The organism is Halopiger xanaduensis SH-6, assembly GCF_000217715.1.
GTDB classification, from domain to species: Archaea; Halobacteriota; Halobacteria; order Halobacteriales; family Natrialbaceae; genus Halopiger; species Halopiger xanaduensis.
The window spans coordinates 3,547,286-3,567,383 of record NC_015666.1; the positions used below are offsets into that span (position 1 = coordinate 3,547,286).

Consider the following 20,098-nt stretch of genomic DNA (forward strand, 5'->3'; position numbering starts at 1 on the left):
ATTCATCGTCCCGTAACTACTCATTGCTCGATATCTCGACGCGTCGGATATAATGGTTTTGATTGAACGTTCAATCACATCGAACTGCGATAGTTAGGAGAGGACCCTCTATGAAACCAACATGGCTCTGGAATCCATAATCGGAATCCGCTACTCGGAGAAACACTGCGCTCGAGCTATCTGTGGCCGTTAATTCGTTCAATGACCCGACGGAATTCGCGAGGAAATTTCTGTGCCACTGCTGGCGCACTCTCAAACACAGCTATGCTGAGTTGACGATCAGCACCCTGTTCACTCTGATCAAGCTACGCGCAGGCGAGCCACGACGATAACTACCGCGAAATCTTCACCCGGAGCGGTCGCTTCTTTCAAAATCACATCGCAGGGTTGATCGACGCTAGGTTCGAGGCCGACAAGTTTCGGAATTTCGACGGTGAAACTGCTGTAAAACGACGATGCGTTCCGGAAGAGCAATTCCAACGAAACCGAACTGAAGTGCCTTCCTTAGTCGTCGGCTGCAGCCGCTTCCGCCTCGCCCGTCGCTTCGGCTCGCTCGAGGTCTTCCAGATACTCGTCGGCGTCCAGCGCAGCCTTCGAGCCCATACCGGCAGCCGTCACCGCCTGCTGGTAGTGGTAGTCGACGACGTCGCCGGCGCCGAAGATGCCGGGGACGTGGGTCTCGGTCTGGCCGCCGCCGGTACCCCCCTGCGTTTCGAGGTAGCCGTCGTCGTCGAGTTTGACGCCGGTGTCCTCGAGGTACGACGTGTTCGGCGTGTGGCCGATCGCGTAGAAGACGGCGCCGACATCGAAGTCGAACTCCTCGGTTTCGGGATCGTCGAGCCGGTCGGTCGGGTGGCCCTTATCGTTCTGGACGAGGGTAACGTGGTCGACGCCCTCCTCCTGGGAGCCGTGGATCTCCACGAGTTCGGTGTTTTTCATGATCTCGATGTCGCCTTCCTCGACCTTCTCGTGGACGCGGTCGACCCAGTAGTCCTCGGCGCGGAACTCCTCGCGGCGGTGGGCGATGTAGACCGTGTCGGCGAACTTCGTGAGGAAGGTAGCTTCCTCCATCGCGGCGTCGCCGCCGCCGACGACGAGCATGTCCTCGCCGCGGAAGAAGGCGCCGTCGCAGGTCGCACAGGTCGAGAGCCCGTAGCCCATGAGTTCGTCCTCGCCGGGGATACCGAGCGTCCGTGCGCTGGCGCCCGAGGCGGCGATGACGGCGTCGGCGGTGTAGACGTCGCCGTTGGTGAGTTCGACGCGGAACGGGCGCTGGGAGTCGTCGACCGACTCGATGATGCCGTTTTTCAGGTCGGCGCCGAACTGCCGGGCCTGCTCTTTCATGTTGTTCACGAGCTCCGACCCGTTGATGCCGTCGGGGAAGCCGGGGTAGTTCGCGACGTCCGTGGTGAGGGTAAGCTGGCCCCCGGGTTCGTCGCCCTCGATGACCAGCGGCTCGTTGTTCGAGCGACCGGCGTAGATCGCAGCAGTGAGTCCCGAGATGCCGGTGCCGGCGATGATGAGCTTGCGGTGTTCGACGATTTCGTCCTCGTTGTCGTCTGCAATGCCCAACTTCTCGTCGAGTTCGCCCGTCTCCTCGAGCGCGCTGGTGTCGTCCCAGCCGCCGATCAGTTCGTCGTCGATGAAGACCTCGGGTGCGGTCTTGCGGCCGTCGGCGCGCTCGACCATCTCCTCGAAGAGGTCGTCGTCGCCGGTGACGTTGTACGTCTCGTACTCGATGCCCTTGCTGTCGAAGAGGTCCTTGGCCTTCTCGCAGTACGGGCAGTCTTCCTTCGTATAGATCTCTACGCGAGGCTGCTCGCTCATGCGCGATAATTGGGATACTGGGCCTAAACCCCTTGCGTTCTCAGCAATACCGAGCGGCGCCTACGACGCGCCCCCGCGGTCGTCCCCGGCGGTCGACCGGTCCACGAACTCGACGGCGACGGCCACATTTTGGCCCGTCTGTGCCTCGAGCCGAGCCTCGAGATCCGAGGCGAGAGCGGGATAGGGTGCGTCGGCGGGTCGCTGGACGACGACCGTGACCGACGTCTCGTCGGCGACGAGTCCGCCGTCGTGGAAGTCGGTCTGCACGTCCGCCAGCGTCAGTTCCTCGTAGGGTTCTTCCTCGAGGACGGTCCGAACTTCGTCGTTAACGTCGCTCTGGAAGGAAACGTGTGTTCCGAGCACGAACCCGGCGCCGGCGAGGACGAGTAGTCCGCAGGTGAGGACGACGGCGAGCGTACTCATCCGCCCGCCGGAGACGTTGCCGCGAATCGTCCCGGGCGTCCAGCTGTCGGGCCGGTAGCCGAGGTACCAGAACACGACGAGGCCGGCCAGCGGGATCGACGTGGCGTTGACCGCGACGAGGGTCGCCGCGCCGAGCGCGACCGACGCGTTCCCCCAGGCGAGGCCGATGCCGACCGCCGCGGCGGCCGGCATGAGCGCGACGGCGATCATCACGCCGACCAGCGAGACGGGGATCGCCGTCGCGAGGCCGAACGCCCCCGCGGCACCCGCACAGATCCCGACGACGATCGCCAGCGGTCCCGGCGAGATGCGGTTCTGGACCTGTACGATGGCGGTAATGTCGATCGTCGAGGGGACGAACCCGCCCGAGCGGATCAGCCAGGCGAACGCGAACGCGCCGGCGATCGCCACGACCAAGCCGCTGACCAGCGCGAACAGGCCGTCGACGACCATCTTCCGATCGTCGAGGACGAGGCCGACCGTACCGGTCAGCGCGGCGCTGACCTGCGGGGCGATCACCATCGAGCCGACGACGATCGCCGGCGAGTCGAGCAGGAGGCCGGCGGTCGCGACGAGCGCGCTCAGCACGGTCATCGCGTAGTAGGTGAGCCGCCCCGGCGTCATGTTCAGCGCCCGCGAGCGGATCTCCTCGCGGGCGATGCTGTCGTCCTCCTCCTGGCCGTTGACGTACCGGTCCTCGAGGTCGTCGATCCGGGGCGTTCGCGCCGTCTCGATCGAGGAGACGACGACGAAGTCGTCGTCGATGCCGACGTCGCGCAGCGAGGACAGGACGTGCTCGACCGCCTGGGGCGGCACGGGGAAGCTGACGAGTTCGCCGTCGGTCCCTTCGCCGTTCTCGACGGTCCGGACGTAGTCGATGTTCTCCGTTTCGAGCACGTCCAGCGCCTCTTCGCGCTTGTCGTCGGGCACGAACACCTCGATCAGTCGCACGCTCGTCTCCTCGACGACCTGCATGAAGCCTATTCGGTCGTTACCGTCGGTATCGAGAGCGTACACCCGAGGCCCAACCCAACCGGCGCACTTGCGTGACGTGTGACGACGCACTTACGGCGATCCCGAGCAACCCTCGACTAGAGCATGCCCGCCGATCTCGAGGAGAAGACCGACCGTTACGGGGAGCTACTCGCCGAGGCGCTCGCGGAAGCGACGATCGCGCCGCCCGAGGGAACGCCGATGGCCGAGGCCGCCGCGGAGTGTTACGAGATGGCCGAATCCTACCTCGAGGACGGCCGTCACTTCCGCGACCACGACGATCCGGTCAACGCGCTGGCCTCCTTTTCCTACGGGCACGCGTGGCTCGACGCGGGCGCGCGCGTCGGACTGTTCGACGTGCCGACGGAGGGGCACCTGTTTACCGTCGAGTAGCGCGCCCGTCGTCGGCTGAAAAATCAGTCGCGAATCGAGGAGAGGGGCCTGCGATGTCGGCCGTTAGGGCAGCCGAACCGTATTCTCGAGCGTTCCCACACCCTCAACCTCGATCTCGACGGTGTCGCCGTCCTCGAGCGGGCCGACGCCCTCGGGCGTCCCGGTCGCGATGACGTCGCCGGGCTCCAGGGTGAGGTAGGTGGTGATCTCCGCGATCAGTTCGGAGATCGGGAAGATGAGCTGTTCGCGGGTGCCGTCCTGGCGCAGGTCGCCGTTGACGCGGGACTGAACCGACGCGTCCTCGGGCACCTCGTCGGGGGTCGCGAGCACCGGCCCGAGCGGCGCGGCGCCGTCGAAGGCCTTCCCGCGGACCCAGTTCTGCTCTTTCTCCTGGTCGTCGCGGTTCGAGATGTCGTTGACGCAGGTGAAGCCCTCGACGACGTCCATCGCGTCGGAGACGGGGACGTGGCGACACTGCTCGCCGATGACGACGCCGAGTTCGGCCTCGTAGTCGATCCGCTCTTTGCCGGCCGGTGCCGTGATCGTGTCGCCGTGACTCGCCACCGCGTTCGGCGGCTTCAGGAACAGCAGCGGCCGGTCCGGCACGTCGTTGCCCATCTCGTCGGCGTGGTCGGCGTAGTTGCGACCGATACAGACGATCTTCGACGGCTCCGACGGCGGGAGCACGTCGATTTCGTCGTCGTCGAGACTGTACGTCGCGTTGCCGAAGCGGACGCGATCGTCCTCGAGGCGGCCGCGCCGAACCGCGCCGGCCGGATCGCGGAAGCGGACGTATTTCATGATCGACGATTGTATCGGCGGGAGGAAAAACCTTGAGATGTCGGCTGCGTTCGCAGGCGAGTCCCGACGTTCGTCACCGCATCGGGAACAGCGACGTCGGATTTCGAATTTCTCCGTTGCCATCCGACTACCCGTCCGTCTCGAGTGCGTCGAACGCCTCGCGGACGCGTTCGACCGCGCTGTCGGACCGGCGTTCAATCCAACTGAGTGTGCGTCAGTAACTGCCACTGCGACTTCGGAACGGAACGCTTTTTACTAGCCCTCCGCAACGATTGGATGCGCACGCTCCGTTGGTGTAGTCCGGCCAATCATTTCGGCCTTTCGAGCCGATGACCTGGGTTCAAATCCCAGACGGAGCACTCCTTCGATTCTATCGTCGCCGAGTAACGAGAACCTACACTCGAGTTTCGAGCGTCTCGAGTCGAGGTTTTGTGACCGTAAATAGCGTCGCTTCGAAAGTGCATCATTCGTTGATAGAGAAACTCATCGGCCCTATACTAACCGTCCTTGTGTGATCCGGGTGTGTGCTTTTATACTGCAGCGCGCTACCGTCGCATGCTATGTGCCACCATTTCCGACCCGTCGAAGAACTGAGCGAGGCGGAGCGCGAGGAACTCCTCGAGGAACACGACGAGGACGAACTGCGCGCCGAACACACCGACGACGAACTCGAGGAACTCGGCGTGACGGCGTAATCGGGGTCGACGCACCGATATCCGTCACTCGCGGTCAGTCCTTTTTAGAAGTGCGAAGTGAGCGGTTCTCGATCCCGATTACGACGACTGATCGGCGTCGACGTCGATCGCGCGTGCGGCCGTCGCCTTGAACGACGCCGTGATCGCACGGCCCGGTTCCAGCGCTAACCGGTCCACGCTGGCGTTCGTGACCAGCGCCTCGAGCACCGGTTCGCTCGGGTCCGGCTCGCCGGCCGAATCGCCGGCCTCGCCCTCGAGGTCGATCGTCACCCGGCTGATCGCGTCGCCCGGCTCGAGTCGCGCGACGGTTCCCCGGAACTGGTTCCGGAGGCTGGTGCCGTCCGCTCGCGGCGTTTCGTCGGGATCGGTCAGGACGACGGCGTCGGACCGGACGGTGAGCTGGACGTCGCTCGCGCCCTCGGGTGCGAGCGCCACGATCGGCCCGACCGCCGTCTCGACGGTCGCGAGTTCGCCGGTTCGGTCCCGGACGGTCCCGGCGAAGACGGATTCGGTCACCCGCGCGACGCCGTCGAGGGCGGCGTCGTGGCGGTCGAACTGCCGGCGAAGGTCGCGGGCCGTCTCGGTGAGTTCGGTTCCGCCGCCGCCGCTGCCGCCGCGTTTCCGTTCCGTAATCTGACCGACGGCCCCCTCGATCTCGACGACGCGGTTCTGGAGGCGCGCGTAGGACCGTCCCAGTTCGTCGGCCGCGCGGTGCATCGAGCCGTACCGCTCGATCGCGTCGAGCATCTCGATGTCGCGGCGGTCGATCGTGACGTCGTCGACCGCGAGCTTCGTGGTGTATTCCCGTTCGATCGTCATCGTCGGTCGTCAGTCGTCCGTCGTGGATATCGGTCGCCCAAACCCAAAGTCCGCTGTCGCCGCAGTTTCCTCAGTATATCAGCTCTCCCTCGATAAATTTCCGGGTTCTGTCGTCGTCCGGCGCGTCGAACACCCGCTCCGTCGGCCCGACTTCGATGATGCCGTCGCCGAGCAACACCGCGACGCGATCGGCGATCCGCTCGGCCTGATGCATGTCGTGGGTCGCGATCGCGACGCCGATTCCCTGCGATCGCGCCTCGAGGACAGCGTCTTCGATCACCGCGGTGTTGCGCGGGTCGAGGTCCGACGTGGGCTCGTCGAGCAGGAGGACGTCGGGATCGTACGCGAGCGCGCGGGCGAACGCGACCCGCTGGGCCTCCCCGCCGGAGAGCGAGGCCGCGTTCTGGTCGGCCTTCTCGGCGAGGCCGACGGTCTCGAGCGCGTCGATCGCGTCCCCGGTGCCGTTTTGCTTCCCGACGAGGCTCGCGAACTCGTGCTGCAGCCGTTCGGGCCACGACTGCCGGACCCGCAGCCCGTACTCGGCGTTGCGCCGGACGCTCGCGTCGAAGAGGCTCGCCTCCTGAAAGACCATGCCGATCCGACGGCGGTACTCGAGGCGCCGCTGCTCGGGCAGGTCCCAGACGTCGACGCCGCCGTACTCGACGGTCCCGCGGTCGGGTTCGTCGAACAGCGCGAGCAGGCGCAGCAGCGTCGACTTCCCGACGCCGGAGGGACCGATGATCGAGACGACCTCGCCGGGCGTCACCGACAGGGAGACGTCCTCGAACACCGTTTCGTCCGCGTAGCCGTGGTGGACGTCCGTCGCGGCGAGGGTCATCAGTACCGCCCTCCCTCGTCGCTGCCCAGTCGCACCACGATCGCGTTGACGACCAGCACGAGGACGAGCAAGATCGCGCCCAGCACCATCGCCGTCTCGTAGCGCCCCTGCCGCGCCTCGAGCTGGATGGCGGTCGTGAGCGTTCGGGTCTTGGAGGTGCCGTCGGGACCGGCGATGTTGCCGCCGACGATGAGCACGGAGCCGACCTCGCTGATCGCGCGGCCGAAGCCCGCGAGCACCGCCGTCGCGATCCCGTAGCGAGCCTCCTTGATCGTCACGAGCGCCACGTCCAGTCGCGTGCCGCCCATCGCGTAGGCCGCGTCGCGGACGTTCTGGTCGACGCTGCCGACCGCGGCGAGGCTGACGCCGGTGATGACCGGCGCCGCGAGCACGAACTGCGACATGATCATCGCCTCGGGCGTGAAGATCAGTTCCAGCGACCCCAGCGGGCCCTGATTGGAGACCGTAAAGAGCACGACGAGCCCGACGACGACGCTCGGAAAGCCCATCCCGGTGTTGATGATCGACGTCACCAGTCGCTTCCCGGGGAAGTCCGTGAAGCCGACGACGAGCGCGATCGGGAGGCTGCACAGCGTGCTCAGCGCGACCGCGGCGACGCTCACGTACAGCGAGACGCGGATGATGCTCCGGACGTAGTTCCACTCGAAGGGGAAGTCCGCGAGCACGAGCGGGTCGGTGACGATGCTCTCGAGTAGCATGTCGCGTTACGAGTCGTCTCCGCTCGACGCGCTCCACCCTTCGGGGACGTACTGCTGGAAGTTCGGGTCCTCCGACAGGGCCTGCGGGTAGAACAACTGCTCGTCCTCGACGGTGTAGTTCTCGATGATCTGCTGGGCCTCGGGGCTGGTGATGTAGCCGATGTAGGCCATCGCGAGGTCGTAGTTGACGTTGTCGTGGACGGCCGGGTTGACGGCGATGATCCCGTACGGGTTCGAGAGCAGTTCCGGCCCGCCCTCGATCGGCCCCTGAACGAGGATCTCGAGGTTGATGTCGCTCCGCATCGAGAGGAAGGTCCCGCGGTCGGCCAGCGTGTACGCGCCCTGCTGGCTGGCCTGGGTGAGCACCTCGCCCATCCCCTGGCCGGCGGCCATGTACCACTCGCCGAAGGTCTCCGGATCGAGCCCTGCCTCCTCCCAGATGGCGAGTTCCTTGGTGTGGGTTCCCGAGTTGTCGCCCCGGGAGACGAACTGCGCCTCCGCGTCCGCGATGGCCTGGAACGCGCTCGTGGCCTCCTCGCTGCCACCGATCCCGGCCGGATCGTCGGAACTGCCGACGACGACGAAGTCGTTGAACATGATGTCGCGCCGGTTCACGCCGTACCCGTTCTCCATGAACTCGTCCTCGAGCGAGCGGGCGTGAACCATCACGACGTCCGAGTCGCCGTTGCGGGCCGTCTCGAGGGCGGCGCCGGTCCCCTGCGCGACGGCGTCGACGGTGACGCCGTACCGATCCTGGAAGGGCGCGTTGAGTTCGTCGAGCAGCCCCGTATCGTAGGTGCTGGTCGTCGTAGTCAGGGTCAATGTTTCGCCGCTGATGCCCGGTCCGCCCTCGCCATCGCCGTTTTCGGTTTTGTTTTCATTCCCGTTCCCGCTTCCGTCGCTGCCGCTCTGAAGCGCCGAACAGCCGGCCAGCCCCGCGGCAGCGGTACTCCCCACCGCTGCGACGAATGTCCGTCGTTGTATCGGCATAGATATCACGACATGGCGAGACACGAAATATCTTTGGATGGGACGTAACCGGTAAGGAATTGGAACCGATTCGAATAGCGCCCTCTACTGCCGAGAAAGGACTATTTCGAACTCAGGGCTGAAACAGCGTAACCAAATGAGGTTACGCGTCGATCCGTTCTGATCGATCGGTGCGGCGATGAACCGGGTAGGACGAGCGGACGATGTCCGCCGAGAAATACCTCGGCCATCGTTCGAAAATCGAACCCCGAGACGGCGGTCCGATGCGGGCCCCTGCAATAGCAGTCCCAAACCCGACAACTAACACCGTTGGATGGTTCCGTGCGTCAAACTATGACACTCTTCGAACTGACCGGCTTCCAGCGCGACCTGCTCGTCGTTATCGCCGGGCTCGATCAGCCGTCGGGACAGACGATCAAGGAGAACATCGAGGACGACGCCGGCACGGATATCAACCACGGTCGGCTCTACCCCAACCTCGACACGCTGGTCAACCAGGGACTGGTCGAGAAGGGGCAACTCGACCGGCGAACGAACTACTACGAGATTACCGACGACGGCGAGGAAGCGCTGCAGGAACGCGAGTCCTGGGAGCGCGAGTACATCGAGGGTCTCGTCGCCTGAGCCGACGAGACGGGGCGGGACGGGACAGGACGAGACCGAACGAGCCAAGCTAACGGCGCTCGAGGGCCGTTCCTCAAGGACCGCCGAACGCACCCGGCTGCGCCGCTCGTACTACTGGTACATCCGAAGCGGCTGGGCCTGCGAACTCTCGTCCTGCGCGATCGCTTGCATCTGTTGGGCGAATTGCTCGCGTTTCTCGCGGATTTCCTCGGCGCGCTCGACGAGTTCTCCGACATCGATCTCGACGTCCGCGATCGGGCCGATGGCGTCCTCGAGCAGGACGCTCGCGGCCTCGGGATCGGGGAACTGCCGGCTGCACTCGACGACGACGCCGAGCGAGTCGAGTTCGCGCTGGGCGGCGCGGTTGATGAGCGCCCCCGTCGGCCCGGTGACGACGCCGTCCTCGGGCGGGGCCGCGATGTCGTGGCGCTCGAGCGTTTCGATGGATGCGCCGGTTCCGATGCCGTAGATGTTCGGCCGCCCCTCCTCGCGCTCGGCGGGCAGTCCGCTGAGGTAGATCGGCGTCGCGTTCTGGTCGACGATCCACCCGGTGATGCACTCCGCGACGTTCGAGACGGCCTGCGAGGAGATCGGCGCGTCGCTCTGGAGGGCGAGCAGGTCGTGCTCCTCGCTGGCGTAGAGTCGGACCGGCGGCCGGGCCTGCTGGTCGCCGCCGCGGTAGACGCCGATCCGGGGGAGGCCGGTACAGTCGACGCTGGCGTAGTACTCCAGCTCGAGTTCGTCGACGAGGTGGTCGGTCGCGATCTTTCCGACGAGGCCGACGCCGGGGAACCCCTCGACGAGGGTCGGGCTCTCGAGGTCGACGTCGACGTCGCGCGTGTGGATTTGCGCCATATTTCCAACGAGTTCCGGCCGTCTCATAAAATTGCGGCCGTGATGGGGAGGGCTGGCGGTTACGGCGACAGGACGAGCATCTCCGTCGAACCCTGCTGAAACTCGAAGGGGACCGGCACGCGGGTCGGCTCGTATCCCTCGGCCTCGAGCGCCGGGAGGACTGTCTCCAGATACGGCGAAGGTTCGGCGTCGAGCCCTTGCAGCGGGTAGATCCGGACCTCGTCGGCCGCGACGCGACAGAGTTCCCGCAGCGCCTCGCGGTGGAAGGTCGCGTCGAACCGATCCCCGTAGAGAAAGAGGAAGTGCGCCGAGAGCACGAGCGAGAACGAATCGCGTGCGAACGGCAGCGTCGGAAGTGCGGCGGCGACGTACCGTCCGTCCTGACGGCCGTCAGCGTAGTCGTCGAGGAACCGTTCGGACGCCCGTCGCAGGTAGCGGCGTCGGTCGGCGGGCGAGTCGTAGAACGACCACTCGAACAGGCTCGGTTTCTCGAGGATCTGATCGGCGACCGATTCCCGGTCGTCGCGACACCGCCGTGCGAGTTCGTCCCGGGACTGCTCGTAGATTATATCGGCGCCGACGGCGTCCACGCCGCGGTCGGCCGCCGTCGCGACGAACGACGCGACCCCGGACGGGCAATCGAGCACGCGTTTCCTCTCGAGATCGGCCGGCTCGAGGTCGAACATCGCCAGGTACTCCTCGAACGTGCGGCCGATAACGGCGCAGTCGGTGACCTCGAATTTCGTCGTATCGGTCATTGTGGATATTTTGTTCATCATATATGTACTCTACTGTATTAATCTGGCGTCTAGGGAACAGAAATATTCATAGGCCGGTGGTGACGCCGGACCGCGAGTCGTCCGCTTCGAAACCCACAAACGCCGGGCGTTCGAATTCGCCGGTAATGGAGCCACTCGAGCGGTATCGACCGATCATCGACGATTTCGACGCGTTCTTCGAGGCCTGCGAGCGGCCGCTGGGCAACGCCGTCCGCGTCAACACGATCAAGGCGTCCGTCGAGCGGACGCTTGCGGCGCTCGAACGCGAGGACGTCGGCTACGAGCAGGCCGACTGGAACCCGCGCGTGCTGCGCCTCGAGACGGACTCGCCGGGGTCGACGTGGACCTCGTTCCACGGCTTCACCCACGGCCAGGAGGAGGTTTCGGCGGTGCCGCCGGTCGTCCTCGATCCGCGGCCCGGTGAGCGCGTCTGGGACTGTTGTGCTGCGCCCGGCGGGAAGGCGACCCAGATCGCGGCGCTGATGGACGACGAGGGGACGGTCGTCGCCAACGACAGTAACCTCGGCCGGATCTCGGCGCTGCGGTTCAACGCCGAGCGCCTCGGCGCGACCAGCCTCGCCGTCACGAACGAGGACGCCCGCAACTACTCGCTGCAGCGGTTCTCGTTCGACGAGTTCGACCGCGCGCTCGTCGACGCGCCCTGCACCTGCGAGGGGACGATCCGGAAGAATCCCGACGCGCTGGACAACTGGTCGGAAGACGCCATCGCGTCCGTGTCGGGGATCCAGAAGGGCATCCTCCGGCGGGCGGTGCAGGCCACCCGCGAGGGCGGCACCGTCGTCTACTCGACGTGTACCTTCGCCCCCGAGGAGAACGAAGCCGTCGTCCAGCACGCCATAGAGGAGGAGGACTGCCGCGTGGTCGACTTCGATCTCGACATGGAGTACGCGCCGGGACTCACCGAGTGGGACGGGCAGGAGTTCGATTCGAGCCTCGAGAAGGCGGCGCGGATCTACCCCCACCACAATGATACGGGCGGCTTCTTCGTCGCGAAACTGGAGGTGACCGCCTGATGGGGGACGCACCGAACGTCGACGACGGGAACGCGCAGGACCTCGAGCAAAACGACGGGCAGCGGTTCGACCGCCTGCCGGCGACCCCCGACGAGCGCACCGTCGAGGGCCGAGTCAGCCGCGAGGCGGTCCTCGAGTACTTCGAGGATCGGTTCGCCATTCCGCGCGAAACCTTCGACGACTACACCTTCTGGGAGAAGGGGGCCGGCAAGATCTGGATCTACCGCGGCGAGGCGCCGACGCCGCTCGAGATCGAGGCGATCGGCATGACCTGTCTGCGCACCCGGCAGGAACACTGGAAGCCGACGACGGACTTCGTCCAGCGGTTCGGCCACCACGCAGAGGAGTGCGTGATCGAACTCGAGCGCGAGGAGGCCCGGAAGTTCGCCGCCGGCGAAGATCAGGCGCTCGAGCGCTGGGACGGCGACTGGGGGTATCTGACCGCAGCCCACCAGGTCGGGGTCGGGCCGGAGGGCCGACCAGATGAAGACGGCGAAGCCGTCGAAGGGGGCGACCTCGAGCCGCTCGGCGTCGGCCTCTACCTGCACGGCGAACTCCGCTCGGTGGTGCCGAAGGGACGCCGACGGGACCTGTAGCCTACCCGCTAGTCGACTGTCGGACTGTCGACCGTTCGAGACCGTCGCCCGAGGCGGAACGTGGCGCCGTTCGCAAGCACCACTTCTTCTACTGCGTCGCGCGTGCTTTCGAGGGCATGAAGACTGTCGTCCACCTCCTCTCCGGAGACGAAGCCGAACAGGAAACCGCCCTCGCCATCGCCCGCAACCTCCTCGATGACGAAACCGACAGAATCGACGAGGTCGCGATCGTCGTCCAAGCCGACGGCATGGCTGCCGTGAAAGCGGACGGGGAGAACGCCGACCAAGTGCGAACTCTGCTCGAGGACGACGTCGCGTTCCGGGCCTGCAGCAACACCCTCGAAATGCTCGACCTCGAGGAGTCGGACCTCGTCGACGGGATCGAAACCGTTCCCGAGGGAGCCGTCGAGGTGACGCGACTGCAGAGCGAAGAGGGGTACGCGTACCTGCGGCCCTAGACGCTACGGCTGCTGTGGCACGCGAGCCGTCTCTCCCTCGAGGAACCGCCTGATCCAGCCCGTAAAGCCCGCTCGTTTCTCGAGGAAGACGCCGTGCTTCCCGTCCCGGTACATCGCCAGTTGCGAGTCCGGCAGGCCGGCGTGGGTCTCCCGGAGGATCGCCTCGGTGAAGAACGGATCCTCGGCCGCGCCGATGACGAGCGTCCGGGGCTCGATCTCGCCGAGCCGATCGCTGCCGTCGTACTCGAGGACGGCGTCGAGGGAGGTGACCACGTCGCCCGGCGCGGCCGGCGTCGGCGGCTGCAGCCGACCGGCGGTCCGCGAGAGCAGCGGGTAGAGGCGGCCGCGAACGCCGGTGAACATGTGCTCGTAGAGGTGCGACCGAAGCGCTATCCAGTCCTCCTCGAGCGCGAAACTGCGGAGTTGGCGGACGAGCGGCCGGCCGTTCGCCGCGAGGCGACAGCCCGAGACGCCGACGACGAGTCGCTCGACGAGGTCGGGCCGCTCGCGCGCGACTTCCTGCGCGATCAGGCCGCCCATCGAGAGGCCGAGCACCGACGCCGAGCCGGTATCGGACTCGAGGACGCGGGCGTAGTCTTGGGCCATCGCTTCGACGAAGTAATCGTCGGCGAGCCCGCGGGGCCGGCTTACGACGTAGACCGTGTACTCGTCGAGGAAGCCGTCGAACAGTTGCTTGAAGAACCACGTCTCTTGCCGGCCGTACTCCCCGTCGAACATCGCGTCGCCGAGTCCCGGAATCACCAGCAGCGTCTTGGGTCCGGTGCCGATCCGGAGGTAGGGGTACAGGTCTGCGAACTGTCCCGTCTTGGTCGCCGTTCGCGCGTCGGATACTGACATGGGGTCTCGAGCCATCGGACGGGAGCGAGCGGGAAAACGGTTGGACGCGCTCGTGCCGTGGTCGATTCGGATGGCCGCGGTCAGGACTGGGGCTCCGACTCCGCCGCAGCCGACAGTTTCGGCAACCCGGCTTCGATCTCTCCGCGCCGATCCTCGAGCCACTCGGGCAGCACCAGTCGTTCGCCCAGTTCCTCGAGTTCTTCGTCGACGGTGTATCCCGGCTCCTTCGTCGCGAACTCGAAAAGGATGCCTCCGTACTCGCGGGCGTAGACCGACTTGAACCACTTCCGGTCGATGATCTCGGTCGGTCGGAGCCCTCTATCGATCAGGAACTCGCGCCAGTCGTCCTGTTCGTCCTCGCGAACCTCGAAGGCGACGTGGTGGACGGTGCCGGCGCCGGGCAACCCCTGCGGGGCCTGCGGGTCTTCCTCGACGTCGACGACAAAGCCTAGCTCGCCGTCGGCTTTGAACCGGCGTCGGGGGCCGGTTCCCTCGGTCCCGGGTTCGTGGTCCGTCTCCCGGTACCCCATGCCCTCGAGCAGTTCGACGGTCGGATCGGCGCCGGTCAGCGAGAGCGTCACGCCGAAAAAGCCCCGGATCGCGTGTTCCTCGGGAACCGGGCTCTCGGGCAGGTTCGCCGGCGGCGCGTCCGCCCGCGCGACCAGTTCCAGCGGGAGCCCGTCGGGGTCGGTAAACGGGAGGACGGTGTCGCCGAACCGCTCGAGGGGGTCGTCGGGCTCGGCGCCCGCGTCCTCGAGGCGGTCCTGCCAGTAGTCGAGCGAGCCCTCCGGGACGAGGAAGGAGACGGTGCTGACCTGGCCGGTGCCGACCTGGCCCGGGCGGGCGTCGACGTACGGGAAGAAGGTCATGCTCGTCCCCGGCGTGCCCTCGTGGTCGGCGTAGAAGAGGTGGTAGACCGAGACGTCGTCTTGGTTGACGCTCTGTTTGACGAGTCGAAGACCGAGCGTCTCGGTGTAGAACTCGAAGTTCCGCTCGGGATCGCTCGCGATGGCGGTGACGTGGTGGATGCCACGCGTGTCCTCGGGCATATCGGTTCGTACGCGCTCGAGCGGAATAACAGTCCGTGTGAACGCGAGTACAGGACGAGGAGACAGCGACGCACAGGTGCGCACCGTGAACCGTCGCCCCTTCTCGGCTCACCGCTCGGCGATCGTCCCGCCGCCCAGCCCCTCCCACTCGACTCGGTAGCCGAGCCGCGAGAGGACGGTGCTCGCGTCCGAGAGGCCACGCTCCTCGAGGACCGATTCCGCCTCCCCGAGCGCCATTCCGGGCTCGATCTTCCCTTCGAGCGCCTCGAGCACACCCGGCCGAACGAGCGTCCGGCCGACGCGTTCGTGCTCGGGGAAAGTCTTGTCCGCAAGCGCTTCCGTGCTCACACCGTGGCGGGCCGCCAGCGCCTCGAGACCCACGACGTCGTCCTCGGGGACCAGCTCGGCAGGGAGATCGGCCGCGCTCGCGGCGACCAGGTCGCGCTCGTACTCCTGCAGGACGTCGACGACGTCCTTGACCCGAACCGAGCCCGAGTAGGGGATCGCCCGGTGGTCCCGCGCGGCGATCTCCTCGCCGACGCCGAGCGACTCGTCGACGGCCACCAGCATGTCGACGTCCTCGAGCCCCTCGAGTTGCGCGAGCTTCTTGTCGACGTACTCGGGCGTCCAGAACCCCATGATCTCGAGGTAGACGCGGAAGTCCGTGTGCTCGTACTCGAACGCGAAATCGGGGATCATCACCCGCGTCCCCGTTGCGAGCGGCTCGGGCTCGCGCACGAGGGTCCAGTCGAGGTCCAGATTCTCGATGCGGGCGGCGAAGTCGGCCTCGACGCCGCTGTCGAACTGTACGTCGGTCACGGGTTCGGCGTCGGGGACCGCGACGGGGTCCTCGTGGGACAACTCGAGCGTGCGCTCGGTGCCGCGGTCATCGATCGTCGCTTCGAGGTGCCATTCCTCGGCGCTCGCGACGGTCCGCAGGAGCCGCGCGAACCGCGTGCCGTAGCGTCGGGTGGCCCGAAAGAGGTGGGTTGGACCGGTGACGACGACCTCGCGGTCGCTGGCGAGATCGGCCGAGGTCGATCCCGCTTCACCGTCGGGCGCGCGAATCTCGTACATCAACCGCAGCCGCTTGATCGCCGACACCAGCGCCTTCGGATCGCTCGAGTGCACCCGCACCTCGGTCGCGTCGAACAGCGCGGTCTGGGCCAGCGAGAGATTGTACTGGTCGATCAGTCCGTCGGGGTCCCAGCGCGGTTCGACCGCGGCGAGCACCTGCCGGTCTTCGAGGTCGGCGTACAGCGCCCGCTCGAGGTCGTCCGCGGACACCTCGAGCGGTTCGGCCGCGCGGATTAGCGCCATCGCCCGCTCGTCTTCGTCGACGACGCCGACGGCTTCGGCGGCCTCGAAGGCCGCCTTCCGAGCGCGCTCGGGCTCGATTGCAGCGTCGGTCTCGAAGGTCGCTTCGCGCTCGAGGAGGGCGGCGAACCCGCGGACGAGTTTGAAATCCTCGCTCTCGCGCTCGAGGGACTCGAGGGCGTCCTCGAGGTCGCCCCGGGCCTCGCCGACGTGGCCCTGGTAGGTGCCGATACCGCGGGCGGCCAGCGGCCGGTGCGAGCGATCGGCGAACTGCGGGTGGTAGCCCCCGCCGGCCCGCGAGACGCGAAGCAGGTCCTTCGTCAGCATTCACACTGGAATCGAAGCGGCGTCGCCAAAAGTCGTCCGAACCGAGCGGTCGCGAACCGAATCGCGCGGGCTCGCGGCCGCCGTCGGTCGCGGCCGCTCCGGCGCCCGTCTCGCCTCGAGCGCCTGACCGGTCACTCGGCGGTACCGTCCCATTCAGCCGAGGGTACTACGGACGCTCGGGTCGAAACCCGGACATGGGCAGCGAGTTGCGGATTCCCTACGAGGACCACGACGGCGTCCGGGAGTTGATCGACTGTTGCCGCTACGCGCTCGAGGGAATCAGCCTCGCCTTCGACCGCTGGAACGAGCAGTACGTTAAGGGACCGGGGCTGTACCTCGCCGTCGTCACCGGGCCGTCGATCGAGCGGTTCGCGGATCCGATGGGGCGCAACGAGTGGCCGGTGGATCGCTGCCGGGCTGTCTGTCTCGATCTCCAGAACTTCTTCGAAACGGCCGGCGACGTCGCCCGCTCGCAGGACGGCGCCGTGGTCGTCAGCGTCGACGGCGTCGTCCAGCGGCAGATGGTCCGCTTTACGGATCTGATGCCCGGCGAGCGCGACGACCTCGCTCCCCAGCGCGCCGAGTACGAGGACTGGATGGGGTCGCGCCACATGAGCGCGCTCGATACCTCGAGGCGGCCGAACGTGGTGGCGACGCTGACGCTGAGCGAGGAGACCGGTCGGGTATCGGTGTTCGAAAATGGGGCGATGGAGACGGTCGAGCGGCGGGAACTGGGCGGTGAGTGGAACGTCGAGGGCTACTGATTCGGACGAATAATCGACTCGTGACCACGCCCCTATCGGCGCCGTTCGGCAGCCCGCTCCTCTGACGTGTTCGCCGTGACGATCTCGTACAGCAGCGCCCTCCCGCCGTCGTCTTTCGGCCGCAGGATCCGGCCGAGTCGCTGGGTGAACTCTCGCTCGCTGCCGCTGCCCGACAGCACCACCGCGACCGAGGCGTCCGGCACGTCGACGCCCTCGTCCAACACGTTCGAGGTCGCGATCCGGCTGTAGGTTCCCTCGCGGAACCGCTCTAAGATCTCCTGCCGCTCCGCGGCGGGCGTCTGGTGGGTGATCGTCGGAATCAGAAACCGTTCGCTGACGTCGTACGCGACGTCGTTGTACGCCGTGAAGACGATCGTCCGCTCGCCGCGGTGGTCGTCGAGGATCCCCTCGAGGGCCTCGATCTTGGCGTTGCTCCCCCGAGCAATTTCGCGGGCGCGCTGGCGGGCGAGCAGCGCCTCACGGGCCTCCGGATCGTTGCCCGAGCGCTTGACGAGTTCCTGGTAGTCCGAGCCGCTCTGCATTCGTATGTTCGATTTGGCGAGGTAGTCGGAGAACGTCTCCTGCGCGCGTTCGTACTCCTCGCGTTCCTCGGGCGTGAGGTCCACCTCGAGGCGCTTGACGTCGTACGGTGCGAGGTGGTCGCCGGCGAGTTCGTCGACGTCGACGCGGTGGACCAGCGGGCCGACGATTTCCTCGATCACCTCGTGGGCGCCGTCGGGCCGTTCGAAGGTCGCGGTTAGGCCCAGTCGCGCGGGCGCGGCCAGCAGCCGGGCGATCTCGCGGTAGCCCTCGCCGCCGAGGTGGTGGACCTCGTCGAAGACGACGAGGCCGAACCGGTCGCCGACCGAATCCGCCTTCAGGTACGCCGAGTCGTACGTCGAGACGGTGATCGGCTCGAGGCGCTGCTCGCCGCCGCCGAAGCGCCCGATCGGGCAGTCGAACTCGGTCTCGAGTTCGCCGATCCACTGCTCGAGCAGGTCGATCGTGGGGACGACGACCAGCGTCGGCGTCGCGAGCCGTTCGATCGCTTTGAGGGCGATGACGGTCTTTCCGCTGCCGGTGGGGAGCTCGAGGACGCCGGCGGGTGCGGCACTGGGTGCGGCGTCGATTTCGGCCTCGCCGGCCGTAGCGGCGCCCGTACCGTCCGCCCAGCGATCCCTCTCGAGCCAGGCCGACAGCGCCTCGTGCTGGTAGTCGCGGAGTTCGTACGCCGAGTCTAGCCCTGCGAGGGTGTCGCCGTCGAGGTCCAGCACCGCGTCCTCGAGGGATGCGTCGATACCGGCCAGCGCCTGACGGAGCGCGGCGTACCGGAACGCCGGAACGCGCCAGCCGTCGGTTCGCGAATCCGCCTCGAGTTCGAGTTCCGGCGCCGAATCGCGAATCGCGCGGTCGGTCGGCTCCTCGAGACCGTCGATGCGGATCGTCCCGTCTTCGTACCGGAGCTCGACGGGGGACGAATCGTCGGGTCGCGCGTGCGTCACTACCGCCGACCACGAGCGGCCGCGTAAACACGGTTTCGCTCTCGTCGGTTGCCGCCTGCCCAGCGGATCCCGAACGGCGGTACCCAAATCAATTGGAAAGCGGCCTTATGTGGCTGGGGTGAGAGTACTAGATGTCGACATCGGACGGGTACGCCCGTCCGTCTGCACCAATTGTGAACACGAGTACCACGACTACCGCACCGGACGTGCTACTGATCGAGGACAACCCCGGCGACGTCCGACTCACGAAGGAAGCCTTTCGCGACGCGTCGTTCGACGCCGACCTGCACGTCGTCACGGACGGCGTCGAAGCGATGGCGTTTCTGCATCGCGACGACGAGTACGAGTCGGCGCCGCGTCCCGACATCGTCCTGTTAGATCTCAATCTGCCGCGAAAGGACGGCTTCGAGGTCCTCGAGGCGATTCGTGGCGATCCCGCCCTCGAGCAGTTGCCGGTGGTGGTCCTGAGCAGCTCCGAGGCCGACGAGGACGTTCGGCGGAGTTACGAGGAACACGTGAACGCCTACCTGACGAAACCGAGAGCGCCCGACGAGTTCGTGGAGATGGTCCGGACGCTCGAGGAGTTCTGGTTCGACCGGGTGGAGTTACCGCCGTCCGACGGCAACCGGGACCGGGATCGGGATCAGGATCGAGATGGCGGATAGTAAGCAACGGGGTTCCTCTCAGCGGGCGAATTCGAGCCCGCGCGTCGATTCTGGCCGGGAACCAGTTCGGAGTTGCTCGGGTCGTATCCCCGATAGGACGCGCTACGAGCCGTCGGTTCGAACGACGGACAACCGAAAGTTCTCGAACTCGCGGATGACCTCGACGAACTCGTCCGGGTCGACCGGTTTCTGGATGACCGCGTCCTCGTCCGCATCGTGATCGAGGTCGCGCGATTCGATGCGCTCCTCGTCCATCCCGGAGAGGATGACGACCGGCACGTCCTCGAGTTTCGGGTGGTGTTTGACCTCGTGTAAGACGTCTTCGCCGTCGACGCGGGGCAGTTTCAGGTCCAGCAGGACGATGTCCGGACGCGGCGCGTCCGCGTACTCGCCGCGGCGGTGAACGAAATCGAGCGCCGCTTGGCCGTCGGTAACGGTGTGGAGTTGGTTGATGAGGTGCCCGTCTCGGAAGGCCTCTTCGACGAGACGGACATCACCGGGGTTGTCCTCGACCAGTAATATTTGCGCCTCGGCAGTGTGTGAAGGGCGGCCGTCCATGGTTGAACGTGCAGGCGGGGGTGTATAAGTGGATCGCCCCTAAATTCGACGTCACTGAACCAGATATATGGAAAATCTTGATATTGTTCAAAATACGACCGTCGTTTTGCTGACGTAATTCATTCCTGGATTCAGCTCGTGGCGTCGCGGATCGGCCTGCTCGAGGTTCAGCGAACGGAAAACGGAGCGATTCTGGATCAGAACCCGATCCGTC

General features: G+C 66.3%; 22 protein-coding genes and 1 tRNA gene. 9 read left to right on the top strand and 14 right to left on the bottom strand.

The window, feature by feature from the left end; all coding sequences use genetic code 11:
* Nucleotides 1-504: 504 nt before the first annotated feature.
* Both HALXA_RS17195 and HALXA_RS17200 read right to left on the bottom strand, forming a co-directional pair.
* Nucleotides 505-1,827, bottom strand: a complete 1,323-nt coding sequence (locus tag HALXA_RS17195; protein ID WP_013881674.1) for an FAD-dependent oxidoreductase — start codon at nt 1,825-1,827, stop codon at nt 505-507.
* Between the two features lie 60 nt (nt 1,828-1,887).
* A complete protein-coding gene (locus tag HALXA_RS17200; protein ID WP_049895495.1) occupies nt 1,888-3,201 on the bottom strand; it encodes a DUF389 domain-containing protein in 1,314 nt (437 codons plus the stop codon).
* Between the two features lie 147 nt (nt 3,202-3,348).
* On the opposite strand from HALXA_RS17200, the gene HALXA_RS17205 reads away from it, so the two are divergent.
* Nucleotides 3,349-3,636 carry a DUF357 domain-containing protein gene (locus HALXA_RS17205; RefSeq protein ID WP_013881676.1) on the top strand — a complete coding sequence of 96 codons (288 nt, stop codon included), beginning with the start codon at nt 3,349-3,351 and terminating at the stop codon, nt 3,634-3,636.
* Nucleotides 3,637-3,699: 63 nt separating this feature from the next.
* Here the strand turns inward: HALXA_RS17205 and HALXA_RS17210 are convergent, their stop codons facing one another.
* Nucleotides 3,700-4,437, bottom strand: coding sequence for a fumarylacetoacetate hydrolase family protein (locus HALXA_RS17210; RefSeq protein WP_013881677.1), 738 nt, complete (start codon nt 4,435-4,437; stop codon nt 3,700-3,702).
* A gap of 284 nt (nt 4,438-4,721) precedes the next feature.
* Between HALXA_RS17210 and HALXA_RS17215 the strand changes: the two genes are divergently transcribed.
* Nucleotides 4,722-4,796, top strand: a tRNA-Glu gene (locus HALXA_RS17215).
* 201 nt (nt 4,797-4,997) lie between these two features.
* Nucleotides 4,998-5,132 carry a hypothetical protein gene (locus tag HALXA_RS22710; RefSeq protein ID WP_013881678.1) on the top strand — a complete coding sequence of 45 codons (135 nt, stop codon included), beginning with the start codon at nt 4,998-5,000 and terminating at the stop codon, nt 5,130-5,132.
* Between the two features lie 78 nt (nt 5,133-5,210).
* On the opposite strand, the gene HALXA_RS17220 is transcribed toward HALXA_RS22710, so the two are convergent.
* From HALXA_RS17220 to HALXA_RS17235, 4 genes are all read right to left on the bottom strand, one after another.
* On the bottom strand, nt 5,211-5,951 hold the full coding sequence (locus HALXA_RS17220) for a TOBE domain-containing protein (RefSeq protein ID WP_013881679.1): 741 nt from the start codon (nt 5,949-5,951) through the stop codon (nt 5,211-5,213).
* 70 nt (nt 5,952-6,021) lie between these two features.
* Nucleotides 6,022-6,789 carry an amino acid ABC transporter ATP-binding protein gene (locus tag HALXA_RS17225; RefSeq protein WP_013881680.1) on the bottom strand — a complete coding sequence of 256 codons (768 nt, stop codon included), beginning with the start codon at nt 6,787-6,789 and terminating at the stop codon, nt 6,022-6,024.
* Entirely contained in the window at nt 6,789-7,508 is a 720-nt protein-coding gene (locus HALXA_RS17230) for an ABC transporter permease (RefSeq protein WP_013881681.1), read from the bottom strand. The genes HALXA_RS17225 and HALXA_RS17230 overlap by 1 nt, the downstream gene beginning before the upstream one ends.
* Nucleotides 7,509-7,514: 6 nt before the next feature.
* On the bottom strand, nt 7,515-8,498 hold the full coding sequence (locus tag HALXA_RS17235) for a substrate-binding domain-containing protein (protein ID WP_013881682.1): 984 nt from the start codon (nt 8,496-8,498) through the stop codon (nt 7,515-7,517).
* Nucleotides 8,499-8,831: 333 nt separating this feature from the next.
* Between HALXA_RS17235 and HALXA_RS17240 the strand changes: the two genes are divergently transcribed.
* A complete protein-coding gene (locus HALXA_RS17240) occupies nt 8,832-9,122 on the top strand; it encodes a PadR family transcriptional regulator (protein ID WP_013881683.1) in 291 nt (96 codons plus the stop codon).
* Between the two features lie 111 nt (nt 9,123-9,233).
* Here HALXA_RS17240 and HALXA_RS17245 read toward each other — a convergent pair whose 3' ends face one another.
* Together HALXA_RS17245 and HALXA_RS17250 are read right to left on the bottom strand one after the other, a co-directional pair.
* Nucleotides 9,234-9,977 carry a proteasome assembly chaperone family protein gene (locus HALXA_RS17245; protein WP_013881684.1) on the bottom strand — a complete coding sequence of 248 codons (744 nt, stop codon included), beginning with the start codon at nt 9,975-9,977 and terminating at the stop codon, nt 9,234-9,236.
* A 59-nt stretch (nt 9,978-10,036) separates the two neighbouring features.
* Nucleotides 10,037-10,735, bottom strand: a complete 699-nt coding sequence (locus HALXA_RS17250; protein WP_013881685.1) for a hypothetical protein — start codon at nt 10,733-10,735, stop codon at nt 10,037-10,039.
* A gap of 146 nt (nt 10,736-10,881) precedes the next feature.
* On the opposite strand from HALXA_RS17250, the gene HALXA_RS17255 reads away from it, so the two are divergent.
* The 3 genes from HALXA_RS17255 (at nt 10,882) to HALXA_RS17265 (ending at nt 12,844) form a co-directional block, all read left to right on the top strand.
* Complete coding sequence (locus HALXA_RS17255; RefSeq protein ID WP_013881686.1) at nt 10,882-11,790, top strand: RsmB/NOP family class I SAM-dependent RNA methyltransferase; 909 nt, start codon at nt 10,882-10,884, stop codon at nt 11,788-11,790.
* Complete coding sequence (locus tag HALXA_RS17260; RefSeq protein ID WP_013881687.1) at nt 11,790-12,386, top strand: DUF7122 family protein; 597 nt, start codon at nt 11,790-11,792, stop codon at nt 12,384-12,386. The genes HALXA_RS17255 and HALXA_RS17260 overlap by 1 nt, the downstream gene beginning before the upstream one ends.
* Before the next feature lie 116 nt (nt 12,387-12,502).
* Nucleotides 12,503-12,844: a DsrE family protein gene (locus HALXA_RS17265; protein WP_013881688.1), complete on the top strand. Its 342-nt coding sequence runs from the start codon at nt 12,503-12,505 to the stop codon at nt 12,842-12,844.
* Between the two features lie 3 nt (nt 12,845-12,847).
* Here HALXA_RS17265 and HALXA_RS17270 read toward each other — a convergent pair whose 3' ends face one another.
* From HALXA_RS17270 to HALXA_RS17280, 3 genes are all read right to left on the bottom strand, one after another.
* Entirely contained in the window at nt 12,848-13,702 is an 855-nt protein-coding gene (locus HALXA_RS17270; protein WP_148263660.1) for an alpha/beta fold hydrolase, read from the bottom strand.
* A gap of 80 nt (nt 13,703-13,782) precedes the next feature.
* Entirely contained in the window at nt 13,783-14,751 is a 969-nt protein-coding gene (locus HALXA_RS17275; protein WP_013881690.1) for a VOC family protein, read from the bottom strand.
* A 108-nt stretch (nt 14,752-14,859) separates the two neighbouring features.
* Nucleotides 14,860-16,395: a DUF790 family protein gene (locus tag HALXA_RS17280; protein WP_013881691.1), complete on the bottom strand. Its 1,536-nt coding sequence runs from the start codon at nt 16,393-16,395 to the stop codon at nt 14,860-14,862.
* Between the two features lie 194 nt (nt 16,396-16,589).
* On the opposite strand from HALXA_RS17280, the gene HALXA_RS17285 reads away from it, so the two are divergent.
* Nucleotides 16,590-17,159 carry a diadenylate cyclase gene (locus HALXA_RS17285; RefSeq protein ID WP_013881692.1) on the top strand — a complete coding sequence of 190 codons (570 nt, stop codon included), beginning with the start codon at nt 16,590-16,592 and terminating at the stop codon, nt 17,157-17,159.
* Between the two features lie 32 nt (nt 17,160-17,191).
* Here the strand turns inward: HALXA_RS17285 and HALXA_RS17290 are convergent, their stop codons facing one another.
* Nucleotides 17,192-18,661 (bottom strand): DEAD/DEAH box helicase, encoded by a 1,470-nt coding sequence (locus tag HALXA_RS17290; protein ID WP_013881693.1) that lies wholly within the window; start codon nt 18,659-18,661, stop codon nt 17,192-17,194.
* Nucleotides 18,662-18,792: 131 nt separating this feature from the next.
* On the opposite strand from HALXA_RS17290, the gene HALXA_RS17295 reads away from it, so the two are divergent.
* The gene (locus HALXA_RS17295; protein ID WP_013881694.1) at nt 18,793-19,326 is read left to right on the top strand and encodes a response regulator; all 534 of its coding nucleotides are present in this window, start codon (nt 18,793-18,795) and stop codon (nt 19,324-19,326) included.
* A gap of 102 nt (nt 19,327-19,428) precedes the next feature.
* Here HALXA_RS17295 and HALXA_RS17300 read toward each other — a convergent pair whose 3' ends face one another.
* Nucleotides 19,429-19,884 (bottom strand): response regulator, encoded by a 456-nt coding sequence (locus HALXA_RS17300; protein WP_013881695.1) that lies wholly within the window; start codon nt 19,882-19,884, stop codon nt 19,429-19,431.
* Between the last annotated feature and the right edge of the window lie 214 nt (nt 19,885-20,098).